20 protein-coding genes are annotated in these 15,098 nt (G+C 73.5%); 13 read left to right on the top strand and 7 right to left on the bottom strand.

The window, feature by feature from the left end; genetic code table 11:
* Positions 1 to 23: 23 nt before the first annotated feature.
* Positions 24 to 1,649, bottom strand: coding sequence for a histidine ammonia-lyase (gene hutH, locus ACIPN7_RS20085; RefSeq protein ID WP_400546212.1), 1,626 nt, complete (start codon positions 1,647 to 1,649; stop codon positions 24 to 26).
* Positions 1,650 to 1,739: 90 nt separating this feature from the next.
* Between hutH and ACIPN7_RS20080 the strand changes: the two genes are divergently transcribed.
* Genes ACIPN7_RS20080 through ACIPN7_RS20070 form a run of 3 tightly spaced genes read left to right on the top strand, consistent with a single transcriptional unit; the run spans position 1,740 to position 3,252 of the window.
* Positions 1,740 to 2,507: an IclR family transcriptional regulator gene (locus ACIPN7_RS20080; protein WP_400546209.1), complete on the top strand. Its 768-nt coding sequence runs from the start codon at positions 1,740 to 1,742 to the stop codon at positions 2,505 to 2,507.
* 27 nt (positions 2,508 to 2,534) lie between these two features.
* On the top strand, positions 2,535 to 2,924 hold the full coding sequence (locus tag ACIPN7_RS20075; protein ID WP_400546206.1) for a hypothetical protein: 390 nt from the start codon (positions 2,535 to 2,537) through the stop codon (positions 2,922 to 2,924).
* On the top strand, positions 2,917 to 3,252 hold the full coding sequence (locus ACIPN7_RS20070) for a hypothetical protein (RefSeq protein ID WP_400546203.1): 336 nt from the start codon (positions 2,917 to 2,919) through the stop codon (positions 3,250 to 3,252). The genes ACIPN7_RS20075 and ACIPN7_RS20070 overlap by 8 nt, the downstream gene beginning before the upstream one ends.
* 26 nt (positions 3,253 to 3,278) lie before the next feature.
* Here ACIPN7_RS20070 and ACIPN7_RS20065 read toward each other — a convergent pair whose 3' ends face one another.
* Positions 3,279 to 3,812, bottom strand: coding sequence for a hypothetical protein (locus tag ACIPN7_RS20065; RefSeq protein ID WP_400546200.1), 534 nt, complete (start codon positions 3,810 to 3,812; stop codon positions 3,279 to 3,281).
* 323 nt (positions 3,813 to 4,135) lie between these two features.
* On the opposite strand from ACIPN7_RS20065, the gene ACIPN7_RS20060 reads away from it, so the two are divergent.
* Together ACIPN7_RS20060 and ACIPN7_RS20055 are read left to right on the top strand one after the other, a co-directional pair.
* Entirely contained in the window at positions 4,136 to 5,308 is a 1,173-nt protein-coding gene (locus ACIPN7_RS20060; RefSeq protein ID WP_400546197.1) for a UDP-N-acetylglucosamine--N-acetylmuramyl-(pentapeptide) pyrophosphoryl-undecaprenol N-acetylglucosamine transferase, read from the top strand.
* Entirely contained in the window at positions 5,305 to 5,940 is a 636-nt protein-coding gene (locus ACIPN7_RS20055) for a hypothetical protein (RefSeq protein ID WP_400546195.1), read from the top strand. The genes ACIPN7_RS20060 and ACIPN7_RS20055 overlap by 4 nt, the downstream gene beginning before the upstream one ends.
* Before the next feature lie 73 nt (positions 5,941 to 6,013).
* On the opposite strand, the gene ACIPN7_RS20050 is transcribed toward ACIPN7_RS20055, so the two are convergent.
* Complete coding sequence (locus tag ACIPN7_RS20050; protein ID WP_400546192.1) at positions 6,014 to 6,466, bottom strand: MarR family winged helix-turn-helix transcriptional regulator; 453 nt, start codon at positions 6,464 to 6,466, stop codon at positions 6,014 to 6,016.
* A 16-nt stretch (positions 6,467 to 6,482) separates the two neighbouring features.
* Here ACIPN7_RS20050 and ACIPN7_RS20045 point away from each other — a divergent pair, with 16 nt between their 5' ends.
* Positions 6,483 to 7,295, top strand: coding sequence for an SDR family NAD(P)-dependent oxidoreductase (locus ACIPN7_RS20045; protein WP_400546189.1), 813 nt, complete (start codon positions 6,483 to 6,485; stop codon positions 7,293 to 7,295).
* Between the two features lie 22 nt (positions 7,296 to 7,317).
* On the opposite strand, the gene ACIPN7_RS20040 is transcribed toward ACIPN7_RS20045, so the two are convergent.
* On the bottom strand, positions 7,318 to 8,151 hold the full coding sequence (locus ACIPN7_RS20040; RefSeq protein ID WP_400546186.1) for a phosphotransferase: 834 nt from the start codon (positions 8,149 to 8,151) through the stop codon (positions 7,318 to 7,320).
* A 104-nt stretch (positions 8,152 to 8,255) separates the two neighbouring features.
* Here ACIPN7_RS20040 and def point away from each other — a divergent pair, with 104 nt between their 5' ends.
* Positions 8,256 to 8,819 carry a peptide deformylase gene (gene def, locus ACIPN7_RS20035; RefSeq protein ID WP_400546184.1) on the top strand — a complete coding sequence of 188 codons (564 nt, stop codon included), beginning with the start codon at positions 8,256 to 8,258 and terminating at the stop codon, positions 8,817 to 8,819.
* A gap of 315 nt (positions 8,820 to 9,134) precedes the next feature.
* On the opposite strand, the gene ACIPN7_RS20030 is transcribed toward def, so the two are convergent.
* The gene (locus ACIPN7_RS20030) at positions 9,135 to 9,812 is read right to left on the bottom strand and encodes a DUF429 domain-containing protein (protein WP_400546181.1); all 678 of its coding nucleotides are present in this window, start codon (positions 9,810 to 9,812) and stop codon (positions 9,135 to 9,137) included.
* A 118-nt stretch (positions 9,813 to 9,930) separates the two neighbouring features.
* Between ACIPN7_RS20030 and ACIPN7_RS20025 the strand changes: the two genes are divergently transcribed.
* Positions 9,931 to 10,506 (top strand): shikimate kinase, encoded by a 576-nt coding sequence (locus tag ACIPN7_RS20025; RefSeq protein WP_400546178.1) that lies wholly within the window; start codon positions 9,931 to 9,933, stop codon positions 10,504 to 10,506.
* A 14-nt stretch (positions 10,507 to 10,520) separates the two neighbouring features.
* Here the strand turns inward: ACIPN7_RS20025 and ACIPN7_RS20020 are convergent, their stop codons facing one another.
* A complete protein-coding gene (locus ACIPN7_RS20020; RefSeq protein WP_400546176.1) occupies positions 10,521 to 11,432 on the bottom strand; it encodes an aminoglycoside phosphotransferase family protein in 912 nt (303 codons plus the stop codon).
* Between the two features lie 60 nt (positions 11,433 to 11,492).
* Between ACIPN7_RS20020 and ACIPN7_RS20015 the strand changes: the two genes are divergently transcribed.
* The 5 genes from ACIPN7_RS20015 (at position 11,493) to ACIPN7_RS19995 (ending at position 14,599) form a co-directional block, all read left to right on the top strand.
* The gene (locus ACIPN7_RS20015) at positions 11,493 to 11,912 is read left to right on the top strand and encodes a GNAT family N-acetyltransferase (RefSeq protein WP_400546173.1); all 420 of its coding nucleotides are present in this window, start codon (positions 11,493 to 11,495) and stop codon (positions 11,910 to 11,912) included.
* A gap of 4 nt (positions 11,913 to 11,916) precedes the next feature.
* Entirely contained in the window at positions 11,917 to 12,309 is a 393-nt protein-coding gene (locus ACIPN7_RS20010; RefSeq protein ID WP_400546170.1) for a hypothetical protein, read from the top strand.
* Positions 12,306 to 12,650: a hypothetical protein gene (locus tag ACIPN7_RS20005; protein ID WP_400546167.1), complete on the top strand. Its 345-nt coding sequence runs from the start codon at positions 12,306 to 12,308 to the stop codon at positions 12,648 to 12,650. The genes ACIPN7_RS20010 and ACIPN7_RS20005 overlap by 4 nt, the downstream gene beginning before the upstream one ends.
* Entirely contained in the window at positions 12,647 to 13,192 is a 546-nt protein-coding gene (locus ACIPN7_RS20000) for a cysteine hydrolase family protein (protein WP_400546164.1), read from the top strand. The genes ACIPN7_RS20005 and ACIPN7_RS20000 overlap by 4 nt, the downstream gene beginning before the upstream one ends.
* A gap of 204 nt (positions 13,193 to 13,396) precedes the next feature.
* A complete protein-coding gene (locus ACIPN7_RS19995; RefSeq protein WP_400546161.1) occupies positions 13,397 to 14,599 on the top strand; it encodes an MFS transporter in 1,203 nt (400 codons plus the stop codon).
* 5 nt (positions 14,600 to 14,604) lie between these two features.
* Here the strand turns inward: ACIPN7_RS19995 and ACIPN7_RS19990 are convergent, their stop codons facing one another.
* Complete coding sequence (locus tag ACIPN7_RS19990; protein ID WP_400546158.1) at positions 14,605 to 15,090, bottom strand: SRPBCC domain-containing protein; 486 nt, start codon at positions 15,088 to 15,090, stop codon at positions 14,605 to 14,607.
* Positions 15,091 to 15,098 lie beyond the last annotated feature (8 nt).

The raw sequence follows: 15,098 nt of genomic DNA, 5'->3' as shown, positions 1-15,098 counted from the left end.
CGGCTGGGGGTGCGGGTTCTGCGTCAGTGCAGGTGTCCGACGGCGGCTGCGGGCGCCGTCACGATGCGCCCCTCCTCGACGAGCCGCACCACGTGCTCGATCTCGGGGGCGAGGTAGCGGTCCGGTCCGGGGCCAGGCACCACGGTGCGGACGACGTCGTGCACCGCTGCCGTACCCGCCGCCGGGGCCTGCTCCCGCAGGTCCAGGGCGCGCGTGGCCGTGAGCACCTCGATCGCGAGCACGCGGGTGAGCCCGTCCACGGAGCGGCGCAGCTTGCGCGCGCCGGACCAGCCCATGGACACGTGATCCTCCTGCATGGCGGAGCTCGGGATGGAGTCCACGCTCGCGGGCGCCGCGAGGCGCTTGAGCTCGGAGACGATCCCGGCGGCCGTGTACTGGGCGATCATGTGCCCGGAGTCGACGCCCGGGTCGTGCGCGAGGAACGCGGGCAGCCCCTCGGAGCGCGCGACGTCGAGGAACCGGTCGGTGCGCCGCTCGCTCATGCTCGCCAGGTCGGCGGCCGCGATGGCGAGGAAGTCGAGCACGTAGGCCACGGGTGCGCCGTGGAAGTTGCCGTTGGACTCCACGCGCCCGTCGGCCGTCACGACCGGGTTGTCGATCGCGGAGGCCAGCTCCCGGCCCGCGACCGTGGCCGCGTGGTCCAGGGTGTCACGGGCGGCGCCGTGCACCTGGGGCGCGCACCGCAGGGAGTAGGCGTCCTGCACGCGGGTGCACGCGGGGTTTCCGGCGTCGTCGAGCTCGCGGTGGCTCGCCATGAGCGGCGAGCCCGCCAGGAGGCGGCGCATGTTCGACGCCGACGCCGCCTGCCCGGGGTGCGGGCGCAGGCCGATCAGGTCCTCGGCGAAGGGCGCGTCCGACCCGAGCAGCGCCTCGACGGACAGGGACGCCGCGACGTCGGCCGTGGTGAGCAGGCGGCGCAGGTCGTGGATCGCGAGGCAGAGCATGCCGAGCATGCCGTCGGTGCCGTTGATGAGGGCCAGGCCCTCCTTCTCGGCGAGCACCAGCGGCTCGATCCCGGCGTCGGCGAGCGCCGGGGCGGCGTCGACCTCCTGGCCGCCCACCCGGACGCGGCCCTCGCCCATCGCGGCGAGCGCCACGTGCGCGAGCGGCGCGAGGTCGCCGGAGCAGCCGAGGGACCCGTACTCGTGCACGACGGGCGTGATCCCGGCGTCGAGCATGGCGGCGTAGGTCCGCGCCGTGACGGGACGCGCGCCGGTGTGGCCCGTGACCAGGGTGGCCAGCCGCAGGAGCTGCAGCGCCCGCACCACCTCGGTCTCGACCTGCGGCCCGGACCCGGCCGCGTGCGAGCGCACGAGGCTGACCTGGAGCTGCGCCCGCATCTCGGCGGGGATGTGCCGCCGGGCGAGCGCGCCGAAGCCGGTCGAGACGCCGTAGTGCGGCGCGGCGTCGTGGGCGAGGTCGTCGATGACGGCGCGGGTCTGCGCCATGCGGGCCAGCGCGCTCTCGTGGATCTCGACGGTCGCGCCGTGGCGGGCGACGGCGACGACCTGCTCGACGGTCAGCGGGGTGCCGTCGAGCACGACGTGCCGGGGCAGGCCGTGCGGGTTTTCCTCGCGGTCGGCCGCGCCGGTGGCGGGCGTCGTCGCCGCGTCGTGCAGGGTGCTCATGCGCCCATAGAACCCCGCCGCGACCCCTGCGGCGCGGCCGGATCCGCCGATAGAGTCTGGGATACCAGACGACTCACCGAGGAGGAAACAGTGGCCGGCAGCAGTGCCGTTCCCGCCGCACGGAGCACCGCGCGGCTGCTCACGTTCCTCGCGGCCCAGCCCGGGCCGGTGCCCGCGGGCGCGATCGCGCACGGCATCGGGGTGCCCCGGTCCAGCGTCTACCACCTGCTGTCGGTGCTGGGCGACGAGGGCTTCGTGCGGCACTTCCCCGACGAGCGCCGGTACGGGCTGGGCGTCGCGGCCCTCGGCCTGGGCAGCGCGTACACCCGGCAGGCGCCGCTCACCCGCCTGGCGGCGCCGGTCGTCGCCCGCCTGGTGGAGGCGGCCGGCGAGAACGGGCACCTCGCCGTCCTCAACGGCCGGGAGGTGCTGTACCTGGTGGAGCAGCGCGCGGCGGGGCGGCCGCCCCTGGTGACCGACGTCGACGTCCACCTCCCGAGCCACCTCACCGCCAGCGGCCGAGCGGTCCTCGCGCTGCTGCCGCCCGCGCAGGTGCGCGCCCTGTACCCGACGCCGGGATCGTTCACGGACCTGACCGGTTCGGGCCCCCGCACGCTGCGGGAGCTGCGTGACGTGCTGCGGCTCGCCCGGGCGCGCGGCTTCGCGGTGGAGGACGGCGAGGTGACGACGGGCTTCGCGTCGGTGGCCGCCGCCGTCGTCGACCACACGGGCCGCCCGGTCGCCGGGCTCGCGATCACCTTCCGCTCGGAGGCGTACGACGACGACGCGCGGGCCGGCCTCGCGGAGCAGGCCACCCGGGCGGCGCGGGAGGTCAGCCGGCGGCTGGGGGCGCGGTGAATTTGGTAGCGTAGTAGATTCAACTACGTGAGCAACGAGGGGCACCCGCACGAGGTGCCGGACTGGAAGCACCGGGCGGAGTACATCCGCACCAGGTCGGCACGGAAGGAGTCTGCCGGGGAGACGAACATCGAGCCGGAGTGGGCCGACGAGGCGTTCACAGACCCGGCGGCCGTGTTCTTCTCGCCGGACCCAGCGGCGAAGAAGGGCCTGTCGGACAGGACGATCGGCTGGTCGGAGACCGCTGGCATCCTCATCACAGTCATTACGGTGCGCGAAGGTGACAAGCTCTGGGGTGCCAACGCGTGGAAGTCGAACGACACCGACCAGCGCCACTACGAGCGTGCGGCTACGCCCGCTGAGCCCACTCCGGCTCACCGGGAGCAGGACGAGCGGGAGGAAGAACCCGATGAGTGAGAACCCGAACATCGAAGATCTGCTGACAGAGGTCGCGGAGGCGTCCGAGACCAAGCGGCACGACTCGCTGCCCGAGGACGCCGTCGGCCGACGTCGCGGTGACGTACCGGCACCACGGGTGCTGTCGGTGCGTCTGACCGATGCCCAGTACCGGCGACTCGCCGCCATGGCCGCCGACCGAGACCTGCCCGTGTCGACGATGGCCCGCCTGGCCATCCTCGAACACCTCGACCAAGCCGCCCAGCCCGCCTCGGGTCCGATCGATCTGACCACCGTCACGGCCGCACTGCGCGAGGTCATCCGCCCTGAGTTCCTCAAAGCCGGTTGACCCGCCTGTCCGGGCGGCGCGGGAGGTCAGCCGGCGGCTGGGGGCGCGGTGACGTGCGGGTTGCCGGGCAGCTCGTGCAGGATCCCGTCGGTGCCGCGCCTCCACCACAGGCCGGCTGCGTCCCGGAACGTCAGCTCGAGCTGGACATCCTGGTCGTCCACGAAGTGAACGACCTCCGGCTCCTCGACGACCCGTGGCTTGTCCGTCGGGGTGAGCATGCCCCACGGCTCCAGTCGGGGAGCGTCGCCCATGAAGCCCGCCGGGATCGATACGACCACCTCGTACACGGGCGCCGCCGAGGCGTTGTGGATCCTGTATTCCGCGAGCAGCCGGGGTGGATCCGGCTCGATGTGCACGTCGAGCCAGGCGTTGACGAGCGTGGCCTGTGCGCGTCGGCGCTCGGTTGCCTGCTCTCTCCGGTCGGCCGTGCCCCGGTAGTACTCGAACCCGCCGAACACGAGCGCGACGAGTACAGCGGCAAGGGTTCCGATCGCGATCATCCAGTCGACCGCCGAGGGCCCGCCGTTCAGCACGACCGCAAGAGGCGGAAGCAGCGACACAGTTGAATCGTAGGAGCCTTGGGTGGAACCACACCTCGTACGAGTGGCCGCCCGGCGCATTTGCCGACCCGTGCGGGAGGTCAGCCGTCGGCTGGGGGCGCGGTGATCTACGTCTCACCGGGGGCCGTCGGAGGGCTCCTCGCGCTCCCCTTCGAGGCCAGAGTTTCTCCGCTTTGAAGCAGCTGAAAGAGGAGAAAATCTGACCTCGAAAGACACCCGCTGAACTGCGACTATCCGTACCTCACTGGCGAAGCGGACGACCGCCGTCGACCCCCTAGAGTGGGGATCACGCCCCCTTCCGCTGCCGTCCAGGGAGATGTCTCGTGAGTTCACAGCCGTCCGAGTTCCGACTGCTCGTCACCGGTGGCGGGACCGGCGGCCACACGTACCCGGCGCTCACGACGCTGCGTGCGCTGCAGGCCCGGCTGGCCGAGTCGGGCACCGCCGTCAGCGCCCTGTGGGCGGGTACGGCCGACGGGCTGGAGGCCCGGGTCACGGCGTCCGAGGGCATCCGGTTCCTGCCGGTGGCGACGGGCAAGCTGCGCCGGTCGGCCAACCCGCTGGGCATGCTGTCGGCCAGCAACATGAAGGACATGGCGCGGGTGCCGCTCGGCGTGGCGCAGGCCCGGTCGATCGTGGCCGAGTTCAAGCCGGACGTGATCCTGTCGACCGGCGGCTACGTCGCCGTCCCGGTCGGTATCGCGGCCGGCCTGGTCCGCCGTCCGCTCGTGGTCCACGAGCAGACCGTGCGGCTCGGGCTGGCCAACCGCCTGCTGGCCAAGCGGGCCACGCGCGTCGCGGTGTCCTCGCCGTCCACCATCGAGCTGCTGCCGGAAGCGGTGCGCGAGCGGGCCGTGGTGACCGGCAACCCGGTGCGCGCCGAGGTGCTGACCGGCGAGCCGCTCAAGGCCGTCGACGCGCTGGGCCTCGACTCGTTCGATCCCGACCTGCCCGTCCTGTACGTCACGGGCGGAGCGCAGGGGTCGGTGCAGATCAACGACCTCGTCGCCGAGACGCTGCCCTGGATGCTCAAGCGCGCGAACGTGATCCACCAGTGCGGGCCGAACAACCTCAAGGAGATGTTCGAACGCACCGCCACGCTCCCCGCGGAGCTGGCCGCGCGGTACCGCGTGCTCGGGTTCGTCGGGGCGGAGCTGCCGGACGTGCTCGCCCTGGCCGACGTCGTGATCTCCCGCAGCGGGGCCGGGACCATCGCCGAGCTGACGGCGCTGGGCAAGCCGGCGGTGCTGATCCCCCTGGCGTCGTCCGCCGGGAACGAGCAGGCGCACAACGCCCGCCGGCTGCAGGACCTGGGCGCGGCCGTCGCCCTGGAGGGCGACCTCACGTTCTCGGACCTCCGCGGGGCGCTGGCCGGACTCCTGGACGACGCCGGACGGCGCGAGCGCATGGCCGACGCCGCCCGCAAGAACGGCCGGCCCGACGCCGCCGAGCGGCTCGTGGACCTGCTGCTCGAGGTCGCGGGCCAGCGGAAGTGAGCGGCTCGACGGGTGTCAGGACAGTACTGACGGTCACCGCGCTGGCACTGATCACGGGCTGCCAGGCGGACGCCGGGGTCACGTTGCACGGCGACGACGACGAACACCGGATGTCCTTGCAGTCGGGAGGCGGATCCTTCGCCGCGTCCGCAGAGGACCGCGCGCCGGGCGGAACCTGGACGACAACGTTCGGGTCCTTCCTTCCCTGCATCGCCAACGGGGATGGCCCCGTCGTGATCGACGGCGTCGACTGGAACAGCGACAAGAACCTGGAGCCGATCGCCGTACGAGTCTTCCTCCGGTCGTTCGACGACTCGAGCTCGGACCCGATCAACAGCATGCGCGGCACGCCGCTCCAGAACGGCCCTGCTGCCCTTTCGGGCAGCATCCAGGAGGGGGTCGAAGACTTCAGGGTCGAGCGATCCTGCGCGGAGAGCGCCGACAACAACGGCCAGACCGAGGAGCTGCTCGTCGCGGTGAAGGCGGACGAGGGCGGCGCCCACGTCGGGGACCTCACGGTCCGTTACACGACGCCGGACGGCAGGAAGTTCGGCGTGGTCAGTGACTGGCAGATGTACATCTGCGGCTCGGAAGCCCCGGAGAATCTCTGCGACGGGGATCCAGAAACCTGAGTGCACGCTCCTTCAGAACCGTGTCACCGGCCCACAGCGTGTGCCGGGCTTGACGGTCCTGGCAGACCGGACGCTAGCCCGCGGCCTGCTCGGGGGCGGCCGTGTCGCCCCTCGCCGCGAGCGCCTTCGCCAGCAGCCCGGCCAGCTCCCGCAGGTCGTCGGCGTCCAGGCCGGCGAACGGGGTCCGGTCCAGCGTCCCGGCGATGATCTCGCCGCGCACCCGCCTGCCCTCCGCGGTCAGGACGACGACGCGGGAACGGCGGTCGTGCGGGTCGGTGGCGCGCTCGACCAGGCCCCGCTCGACGAGCTGGTTGGTCACGAAGCTCAGGTTCGGCGCGTTGCAGTGCAGGCGTGCGCTCATCACCTTCATCGACGGCGGCGCCTCCTCCGGGTCGATGACCCACAGCGCCTGCGCCGTCTGGAGCGTGAGCCGGTGCCGGGCGACGACGTCGGCCACCTTGTCGCCCGTGATCATGAAGAGCTCGTGGTTCGCCCGGACGACGGCTTCGAGATCGGTCTGGCTCATCCGGCGAAGGCGGAATATGCACAGCTACCGCGGCACCACCACCCTCGTGACCGGAGCCTCTCGCGGGCTCGGCACGGCCTACGCCACCGAGCTCGCCCGGCGCGGCTCGGACCTCGTGCTCGTCGCCCGCTCGGCTCCGGCGCTCGACGAGCTGGCCACCCGCATCCGCGCCGCGCACGACGTCACGGTGACCACCCGCGCGGTAGACCTGACCGACCGCGACCAGGTCGCCGCCCTCGTGCACGACCTCGACCCCGCCTCGGCACCGGTCGACCTGCTCGTCAACAACGCTGGCATGGGCCCGGCGGGCCCCTTCCTGGACCGCCCGTTCGAGCCCCACCAGACAGCGGTGGACCTCAACGTCTCCGCGCTCATGGCACTGACCTACGGGTTCGGCACCCCGATGGCGGCTCGGGGCAGCGGCGGCATCATCAACGTCGCCTCGACGGCAGCCTTCCAGCCGATGCCGTACCAGGCGAGCTACGCCGCGACCAAGGCGTTCGTGCTGTCGTTCACCGAAGCGGTGGCCGAGGAGCTGCGCGGCACGGGCGTCCGCGTCATGGCCGCCCACCCCGGCGGGACCGACACCGCGTTCTTCGAGGGCACCACCCACACCATGGACCGGCGGTTCGTCGACTCCCCCGACGACGTGGCCCGCCGGACCCTCGACGACTTCGCGCGGGGCAGGAGCGCGTCGTACCCGGGGCAGCGGCTGAACCAGGTCGCGTCCTGGCTCCCGCGGATCCTTCCGCGTACCGCGACCACGCGGATCACCGGGAAGCTCAATCGCACCCTGGGGCTCGACGCCGCCCGCGCTCTCACGGCATGAACGAGCCCGGAGGCTCCCCGGTTCAGGCGAACCACTCGCGGACGACGTCCTCGACCTGACGGCGGACCGGCCCGGCGACCTCCGGATACGCACCGATGTCGACCAGGCGGAGGTACTTGTCGGCGGCAGCAAGCCGCGCGACCGCCCCGGAGCAGGTGTCGAGCACGTCGGCGAACTCGGCGCGGACCCGGGCGGCGACGTCGGACCGCAGGACGGCGGAGCAGGCCAGGACGGCGGCGTCGTACCCGGCGGGAGCCCAGCCCCAGTACTCCCAGTCCAGGATCGTCAGGCGCGGGCCGGTGAGATTGCCGAAGTGCAGGTCGCCGTGGGCCACCTCCCACTCGACACGACCGAGGTCGATCTCGACGCCGAAGCGGGAGCGGATGGCCTCCCGGGTCTCCTCGGGCCGCAGCACGCGGCGATCCGTGCCGGTGGCGGTGCGCAGCGCGTCGAGCCCCGACCGGAGCGCGGCCCACCAGGTGTCGGGCAGGTCGACCGGGTGGTCCAGCACCAGGCCGGTGCCCACGGCCGGCTGGTCCACGAAGGTCATGAGGTCCGCCCGGACGACCTGGTCGACGTCGTCCCACCGCGCGGCCCACTCCGCGGACCGCAGGTGCCGCGGCATCGGGACGACGTCGAACGGCGCGCCCGTCGCGGTCGCGATGCCGTCCCAGTACTCCCCCTGCGCCCACTGCGGCTCCTGCGCCGTGACCCGCAACCACGCCGGGCCCGACGTCCGGACGGCGAGGGTGCGGTCGTAGGACCCGCGCACCGGCTCACCGTCGAGCGTCACGCCGAACCGGTCGGCCGCCTCGGCGAGGAGTCCGGCGAGCCGGTCCCGGCGTTCGTCCGACATGTGTCTCCCCTGGTGATGCGGCCTGGGCCGCGCGTGGATGCGCCCCACGGAACCACGCCACGGGTACGGTGGCGCGGAACCACGCCCGGCCCGGAGGGAATCGAGTGACCCAGCACCGCAGTGACGACAACTGGATCAAGGGTGTCGCCGACGACGACCTCGTCACGATCGGCGACCCACGGCTGAAGTCCCCCACCTCGGAGATCGAGGCCGGCGAGGCCCAGAAGCTGCTGGCGACCCTCACCACCCGGCTGCGCGAGCTGAACGGTGCCGGGCTGGCCGCACCGCAGATCGGTGTCTCGGTGCGGGCCGCGATCGTCGAGGTCCGCCAGACCGACGTCTTCCCCGACCGGCCCGAGACCGGCCTGATCCAGATCCTGAACCCGACCGTCCTGGAGCGCTCCGCCGAGACGGTTCTCGACTGGGAGGGCTGCTTCAGCGTGCCCGGCTACCTGGGCCAGGTGCCCCGGTCCGAGAGCATCACGGTCCGGTACACCGACGAGACCGGGCAGACGATCACCACCGAGGTCAGCGGGTACGCGGCGCGCGTCTTCCAGCACGAGATCGACCACCTCGACTGCCTGGTCTACCTGGACCGGATGCCCGACATGACGAGCCTCACGACCACGCAGAACTACCTGGACCACCACCGGCCGGCGTCGACGTAGGGCTCCGGCCGGGGAGCCGGGGCGGGCGGCCGCCACGTCGGAGGCCGGCGGGTCGCGGGCCGGCAGGTCCGGCAGGTCGCGGGCCGGCAGGTCGGAGGCCGGCCATATCGGACGCCGGCCAGGTCGGGTAGACGCAAGCAGGGGGTGCCAGGTCTGCCGGAGACGGTTCACGTGAACCCCGCCAAGTTCGCCCCCGCTGAACAATCCGGCAGAAACGAACTACCCGTGGCGTGAGTGAACGAAAGAAGCCGCACCCGACACCCCTCGTCCGGGTGCCGTGTGGTCGCTGTCCCAGCCCGACCACAACAGCGTCAGTCAGGCATGGATGCACGCGCTGATTCCGTCCAACATCTCCGGCGGATCGGGGTGCCGCACTGCCGCCCCCTCAGCAACTCGCTGCGCGGTCCAGCACGCGGCGGCGGCATCAAGTACGTCGTCCGGACCCGACACCTGCCCGGGCCACCCGAGGTCGGCAGGCAGCGTGTACCCGACCCCGGAAAGCAGAGCCCGCCGGTCCTCCAGCCCCGCCCACGTCGACTTGGACGCCGGCAGATGACTCCCGGCCAAGGTGGCGAAGGACAGCTCGGGGTGCACCTCCACGATGCGCCGGTCGACCGACCGCACCACGGCGTCGACCTCCAGGATGCGCGGCCCGAGCGCCCACGCCTGCCTGCTGATCCCCTTGCCGGAGATCCGACGCGCGATCTCCAGCGCCGCGGCATAGTTCGGCGCCGTCAGGGCGGCCCGCGGCGGCGTCATGAACACGGACGACCGTCGTGGTCCGACGGCCTCGCGGGCCAGCACGTCGGCGCGGCGGTATCCGACGCCGTCGGGCATACCGATCGGCATGTCGATACCGACCACCTCGACCGGACCGTCCGCATCCGCCGCCGCGAGCAGACCGGTAAGTGTCAGGTCCGCGTAGGCGCGCAGGTCGCTCGCGACCGCGACCCAGTACTTCTTGGCGACGTCGACGCCCAGCACCCGGACCATGCCTTCATCGTCGCCGACAACGGCCCGCGGAGCACGGGCGCACGGAGCGTCGCTGCCGACCAGCCACGCACGGTGGGTGATACTTGCGCATTTCGCCCACAGCACGGGAGGTCCGTCGATGATCCTGGTTGGCCCGCTCGCCGCGGGGAAGTCCACGCTCGGTGCCCTCGTCGCCGCGCGGATCGGGCTCCCGTTCGTGGACATCGACGACATCGCCTGGACCTACTGCGCCGAGGTCGGCTGGAGCCTGGACCGGCTCCTCGCGCGGGACGACGCCGTCGGCTGGGCCGCCGCCGAACGCGAGTGGGAGCCGGCCCGTGCCCACGCCGTGCGGCGCGTCGTCGAGGACCACCCGGAGGCGGTCATCGCGTTCGGCGCGGGCTACACCAGCTTCACCGGCCCGGAGCACGCCGACCGGGTGCGGCAGGCGCTGGCGCCCGTGCCCGACGTCGTCCACCTGCTGCCCAGCCCCGACTCCGAGCGGTCGGTGACCGTCCTCCGCGAACGCGCGGTCAGCAGCCGGGGCAAGGACTGGATCATCGAGGGCCACGACTGGATCGCGCGGTGGGTCGCGGACCCCCTGGCCGGAGAGCTCGCCGGCGCCACCGTCTTCACCGACGGCGTCACCCCCGAGGAGTCGGCCGACCAGCTCGTCCGGCTCCGCGAGCGCCTCCTTGCCGAGCTCGCCGCGTAACGACGGCCCGCCGGTCAGGCCGTCGCCAGCAGCCGCTCCAGCGCCGCGCGTCCGGGCGGCCCCCACGACGCCTTGCCGCCGGGACGCCCGTGCACGCCGGCCTCCCCGATGAGCAGCCCGACGAGCGCCTTCACCGCGGCGACACCCCGAGCACGCCGAAGCATCGCGTCGTCGGCCTCCGGCTCGTACGCGTCGTGGAAGGCGTCGACCTCGCCGTCGGGCAGGAGCAGCCATGCCGCCGAGAGGTCGTAGGCCGGGTCGCCGGCGCACAGGTCACCGAAGTCGATGACGCCGCAGAACGTGCCGTCCGCCGTCAGCACGTTGGCCGGGTGCAGGTCACCGTGCAGCCACACCGGCGTCCCGGCCCACACGGGCGCGGCCACGGCGTCGTCCCAGACGGCGCGGACGGCGTCCGGGTCGGCGACGAGGCCACGCTCCGCCGCCTCGGCGAGCTGCCCCGCGAACCCCGTGGTGTGCTCCGCGAGCGGCCCGCCGCGGCCGCGGCCGGACGGCGCGCCCCCCGGCGCGGGCTGATGGAGCGCGGTCAGGAACGAGCCGAGCGCCCGCGCCGCCTCCGCACCCCGCGTCACGGGTGCGCGGTCGGCGGGCGTCCCGGGCACCCACGTGGTGACGATCCAGGGCCGCGGGAACCGCTCGGCCGGTTCGCCGAGGCGCTGCGGCACCGGGATCGGCAGCGGGAGCCCCGGCGCCAGGCCGGGCACCCAGGCGTGCTCCTTGCGCAGCAGCTCGACCGCCGAGTCCGTCGCCCACGGCAGCCGGACGGCGAGATCGTCCCCCAGACGCCAGAGCTGGTTGTCCCAGCCGCGCGCCCCGAGCTCCAGCGGGAGCCCCGCCAGGTCGGGGTGCTGCTCGCCGAGCAGGTCCCGGATCAGATCGGCGTCGATCTCGAGGTCGGTGTGCGTCATGCGCAGCCACGGTAGCGGGCGTCCGCGTGACCGCAGCGTGCGCATGCTTAGGGTGCCTTCATGAGCGACGACCCGTACCTCCTCGTCCCCACCGCGCCCGGCGTCGACGAGTACCTGCACCTGCGCGCGGCCTCCGGCCTCTCCCCCAAGAGCGCCGAGCAGGCCGCGCCCGTGCTGACGTCGAGCTGGGCCTTCTGTCACGTCCGCGAGGTGGCGACCGACCGGGCGGTCGCGATGGGCCGGACGCTCGGCGACGGCGGCTGGTACTTCCACATCGCCGACATCGCGACCCTGCCCGAGCACCAGAGCCGCGGTCTCGGCCGCCGGGTGATGTCCTGGCTCCTGGACCAGATCGCGGACCGCGCGCCCGCCGACCCGTACGTCACGCTCAACGCGGACGAGCCCGGCCGGCCGCTGTACCGCAGCCTGGGGTTCGTCGAGACGGCGCCCGCGAGCATCGCGATGCGCCTGGCCAGGTAGCACCGTGTCGGACCGCGCGCTCCGGATCGTCCGGCTCCTCTGGGTGCTCGGCTACCTGGTGGGCACCACCACCCACGTCGTCGACCTCGTGCTGGGCGGCACGGAGGTCTACGCCGGCTTCCCGACGGCGGTGCGCCTGTTCTGGGTGAGCCTCACGATCGTCGACCCGCTCGTCATCGTGCTCCTGCTGCTGCGGCGGCGGGCCGGTGTGGTCCTCGGCGTCGTCGTCATCGTGGTCGACGTCGCGGTGAACGGCACCGTCCTCGCGACGACCGCGGGCCTGTCGCTCGGCGGGATCGTGAACCAGTCTCTGTTCGCCGTCTTCGTCCTGGTCACCGCGCGCCCTCTGTGGGCCTGGTTCGGCCGGCCGGCTCACCTGGCACGATACGACCCATGACCGCCAAGCCCCGCCATCGCACGCGCTGGATCGTCGCCGCGGTCGTCATCGCGACCGTCGTCGTCCCCCTCGTGGCGCTCGGCGTGTCCGGGTACGACACCGCCCAGGACCGGTGGGCGTGGCGCCTGGCCGACCTGGACCGCAACGAGCTGCACCTGCGGCCCGTGCCGGCGTCGATCGAGGACGGGACGGTCGTCGAGGAGTCGTCGGGCCACGTGGTGGTCAAGTACTCCCGCGAGCTCACGAACTGGATGGGCGGCTACACCGGCGAGGTCGAGTCCATCTGCTACCAGTTCTCCTTCGCCGACCCCGACGACTTCCACGAGGTTCCCTGCCCATGACCGCCGCCCTCCTCCTCATCGACCTCCAGGCCGACGTCGTCCGCGGCTGCTTCGACGCCGACGGCGTCGTCACCCGCTCCGCCGCCCTCGTGGACCGCGCCCGCGCCGCCGGGACGCCCGTCGTCTGGGTGCAGCACCACGAGCCCGGCCTGGAGCGGGACACCCCGGGCTGGGCCCTCGCGGACGGCCTGTCCCGCCGCCCCGACGAGGCGCTCGTGCACAAGGCCTACCGCGACTCGTTCGCCGACACCGACCTCCGCGTCGTCCTCGACGCGCTCGGCGCCACACGGCTGGTCGTCGCCGGCGCGCAGTCCGACTTCTGCGTCCGCACGACGACGCAGCGGGCCGCCGCGCTCGGGTACGACGTGACCCTCGTGAGCGACGCGCACACCACCCGCGACACCGAGTGGGACGGCGTGCCGATCACCGGCGAGCAGATCGTGGCCCACACCAACATGTACTTCTCCGGCCTGCGCTACCCGGGCAGCACGTTCGGCGTCGCCCGGCATGACGAGGTTCCGCTGACCAGCTGGTCCTGCTAGCGTCCCTGGCAGTCGTCCGGGTCCGCATCGGCCCGGGCACCACGTTGTGTACCGCCCGGTGTCGGGGGCGGCGGCAGGGGCGCGTGTCCCGTCCCACCGCAGTCCTGGATGTCCCCTGGCGGGCCACGGGTCGCACCCCATCGCAGCATCAGGCGCCGGCGACCCCGGGTGGCCCGTCCCGCCGGGCGGCGACGAAGGACACCCATGTCTGCAGCCGCCTCCGGCTACCGTTCCCTGCTGCGCGCGCCCGGCGCCGCCGCCTTCTTCCTGGCCGCCACCACCGGCCGTGTCGGCATCGCCATGACTGGCCTCGGCCTGGTGTGGCTGCTGCACGACCGCACCGGCTCCTACGCCACGGCCGGCCTCGCCGCCGCGGTCTTCGCCCTGGCCGAGGCGGTCGTCGGCCCGCAGCTCGCCCGTCTGGTCGACCGGTTCGGCCAGCCCCGTGTGCTCCCCCTCTGCCTCGTCGCGCACGGCGCTTCCGTCGCGGTCCTTCTCCTGGCGACGACGCCCGCCGCGGCGGTCGTCGCCGCGGGCTGCGCGGGCGCGGCGGTCCCCCAGCTCGGCGCCCTGTCCGCCGCCCGCTGGGCGCACCTGCTGCGCGGCGATCGCGCCGACGACCTGCCCGGCGCGTTCTCGCTGGAGTCGCTGGCCAACGCCACGAGCTTCTTGCTCGGGCCGGTGCTGGTCACGGCCCTGGGTGCGACGGGCCACGCGACGGCGGCCAGCCTGCTGGCGGCGGGACTGATCCTGGGCGGCGGCACCGCCCTGGCCCTCCAGCGGCGCACCGCGCCGCCGGCCCAACGGGACGCCGGACGGGTCCGCGGCGAGCGGCCCGCCCTGCTCCGGCCGGCGTTCCTGCTGCTGGCGCTGCTGAACCTCGCCGTCGGCCTGTACTTCGGCACCATGGGCGTGGCGGTCACCGCCTTCGCCGTCGGCCACGGGACGCCCGCGGCGGCGACGCCGGTCATCGCCGCCGGGAGCGTGGCCGGCCTCCTGTCGGGCTGGCTCTACGGACGGCGCCGACGCCGCACCCCGGCCCGCCTCCAGCTCGTGGTCGTCACCGCCTGGCTGACGGCGGCCGCGGCACTGCTGCCGTTCGCGCCGTCCGCCGTCTGGCTGGGCGTCGCCCTGGTGCTGGCGGAGGCCGCCGTGCCGCCGACCCTGGTGCTGCTCACCGTGCTGACGGAGCGCTCGGTCCGCCCGTCCGTGCTCACGCAGGCGTTCACCTGGAACAACTCCGCGAGCGCCGCCGGATCCGCCCTGGCGGCGTCGCTCGCGGGCCGGGCGGCGGACACCTGGGGTGCGCCGGCCGCGCTCGCCCAGGCGCCGGCGGCCGGGGTGCTGCTCGTGGCCCTCGCCGTCGTCCTGCTCCGGGCCGGACGCCGGAGCGAGGGGCGCCGGTGACGGCGTCAGCCCTGGCCTCCCGCCACGTACCCGGCCATCTTGTCCAGGCACGCTTCCAGTCCCTGCTGCGACATGTCGCGGGCCGCGGCGGAGGTGTACCCGTGCTCGACCATGTGGATGCGGCTGCGCCCGTCGCCGAGGCCGGTGATCTCGACCTCGTGGTGCCCCTCGGCGGGCACGTCGTCCATGGGCGGGGCCTGCGGCACGCCGTCGGCGTCGCTGAACCGGTACGTGTACTCGATGCGCCGTACCGGCTCGACGAGCGTGAAGTCCCAGGTGGACCACTGGTCGCCGCCGCCGTACTCGGCGGGGGCGCGCATCGCGAGCAGCGCGCGGCCGCCCACCCGCAGGTCGACCTCGGCCGCGGGACAGGTGAACGGGCCTGGTCCCCACCAGGCGCGCAGGCCCTCGGGCGTGCTCCATGCGGCCCAGGCCGCCTCGACGGGTCCGTCGAGGTCGCGGGTCACGTCGACGTCGAAGGTGTCGGTCATGATGCCTC

It is taken from the genome of Promicromonospora sp. NPDC090134 (assembly GCF_044746965.1).
Lineage (GTDB): Bacteria > Actinomycetota > Actinomycetes > Actinomycetales > Cellulomonadaceae > Promicromonospora.
Note: the sequence above shows the minus strand (reverse complement) of the source record. Positions and strands in the feature narration are given on the sequence as shown.

Excerpts from the sequence above, each read along its gene's own strand:
- hutH (WP_400546212.1), bottom strand. The coding sequence starts at position 1,649 with ATGAGCACCCTGCACGACGCGGCGACGACGCCCGCCACCGGCGCGGCC.
- ACIPN7_RS20070 (WP_400546203.1), top strand. The coding sequence starts at position 2,917 with ATGAGTGAGAACCCGAACATCGAAGATCTGCTGACAGAGGTCGCGGAG.
- ACIPN7_RS20050 (WP_400546192.1), bottom strand. The coding sequence starts at position 6,466 with ATGAGCCAGACCGATCTCGAAGCCGTCGTCCGGGCGAACCACGAGCTC.
- ACIPN7_RS20045 (WP_400546189.1), top strand. The coding sequence starts at position 6,483 with ATGCACAGCTACCGCGGCACCACCACCCTCGTGACCGGAGCCTCTCGC.
- ACIPN7_RS20040 (WP_400546186.1), bottom strand. The coding sequence starts at position 8,151 with ATGTCGGACGAACGCCGGGACCGGCTCGCCGGACTCCTCGCCGAGGCG.
- ACIPN7_RS20030 (WP_400546181.1), bottom strand. The coding sequence starts at position 9,812 with ATGGTCCGGGTGCTGGGCGTCGACGTCGCCAAGAAGTACTGGGTCGCG.
- ACIPN7_RS20025 (WP_400546178.1), top strand. The coding sequence starts at position 9,931 with ATGATCCTGGTTGGCCCGCTCGCCGCGGGGAAGTCCACGCTCGGTGCC.
- ACIPN7_RS20020 (WP_400546176.1), bottom strand. The coding sequence starts at position 11,432 with ATGACGCACACCGACCTCGAGATCGACGCCGATCTGATCCGGGACCTG.
- ACIPN7_RS20015 (WP_400546173.1), top strand. The coding sequence starts at position 11,493 with ATGAGCGACGACCCGTACCTCCTCGTCCCCACCGCGCCCGGCGTCGAC.
- ACIPN7_RS20005 (WP_400546167.1), top strand. The coding sequence starts at position 12,306 with ATGACCGCCAAGCCCCGCCATCGCACGCGCTGGATCGTCGCCGCGGTC.
- ACIPN7_RS20000 (WP_400546164.1), top strand. The coding sequence starts at position 12,647 with ATGACCGCCGCCCTCCTCCTCATCGACCTCCAGGCCGACGTCGTCCGC.
- ACIPN7_RS19995 (WP_400546161.1), top strand. The coding sequence starts at position 13,397 with ATGTCTGCAGCCGCCTCCGGCTACCGTTCCCTGCTGCGCGCGCCCGGC.
- ACIPN7_RS19990 (WP_400546158.1), bottom strand. The coding sequence starts at position 15,090 with ATGACCGACACCTTCGACGTCGACGTGACCCGCGACCTCGACGGACCC.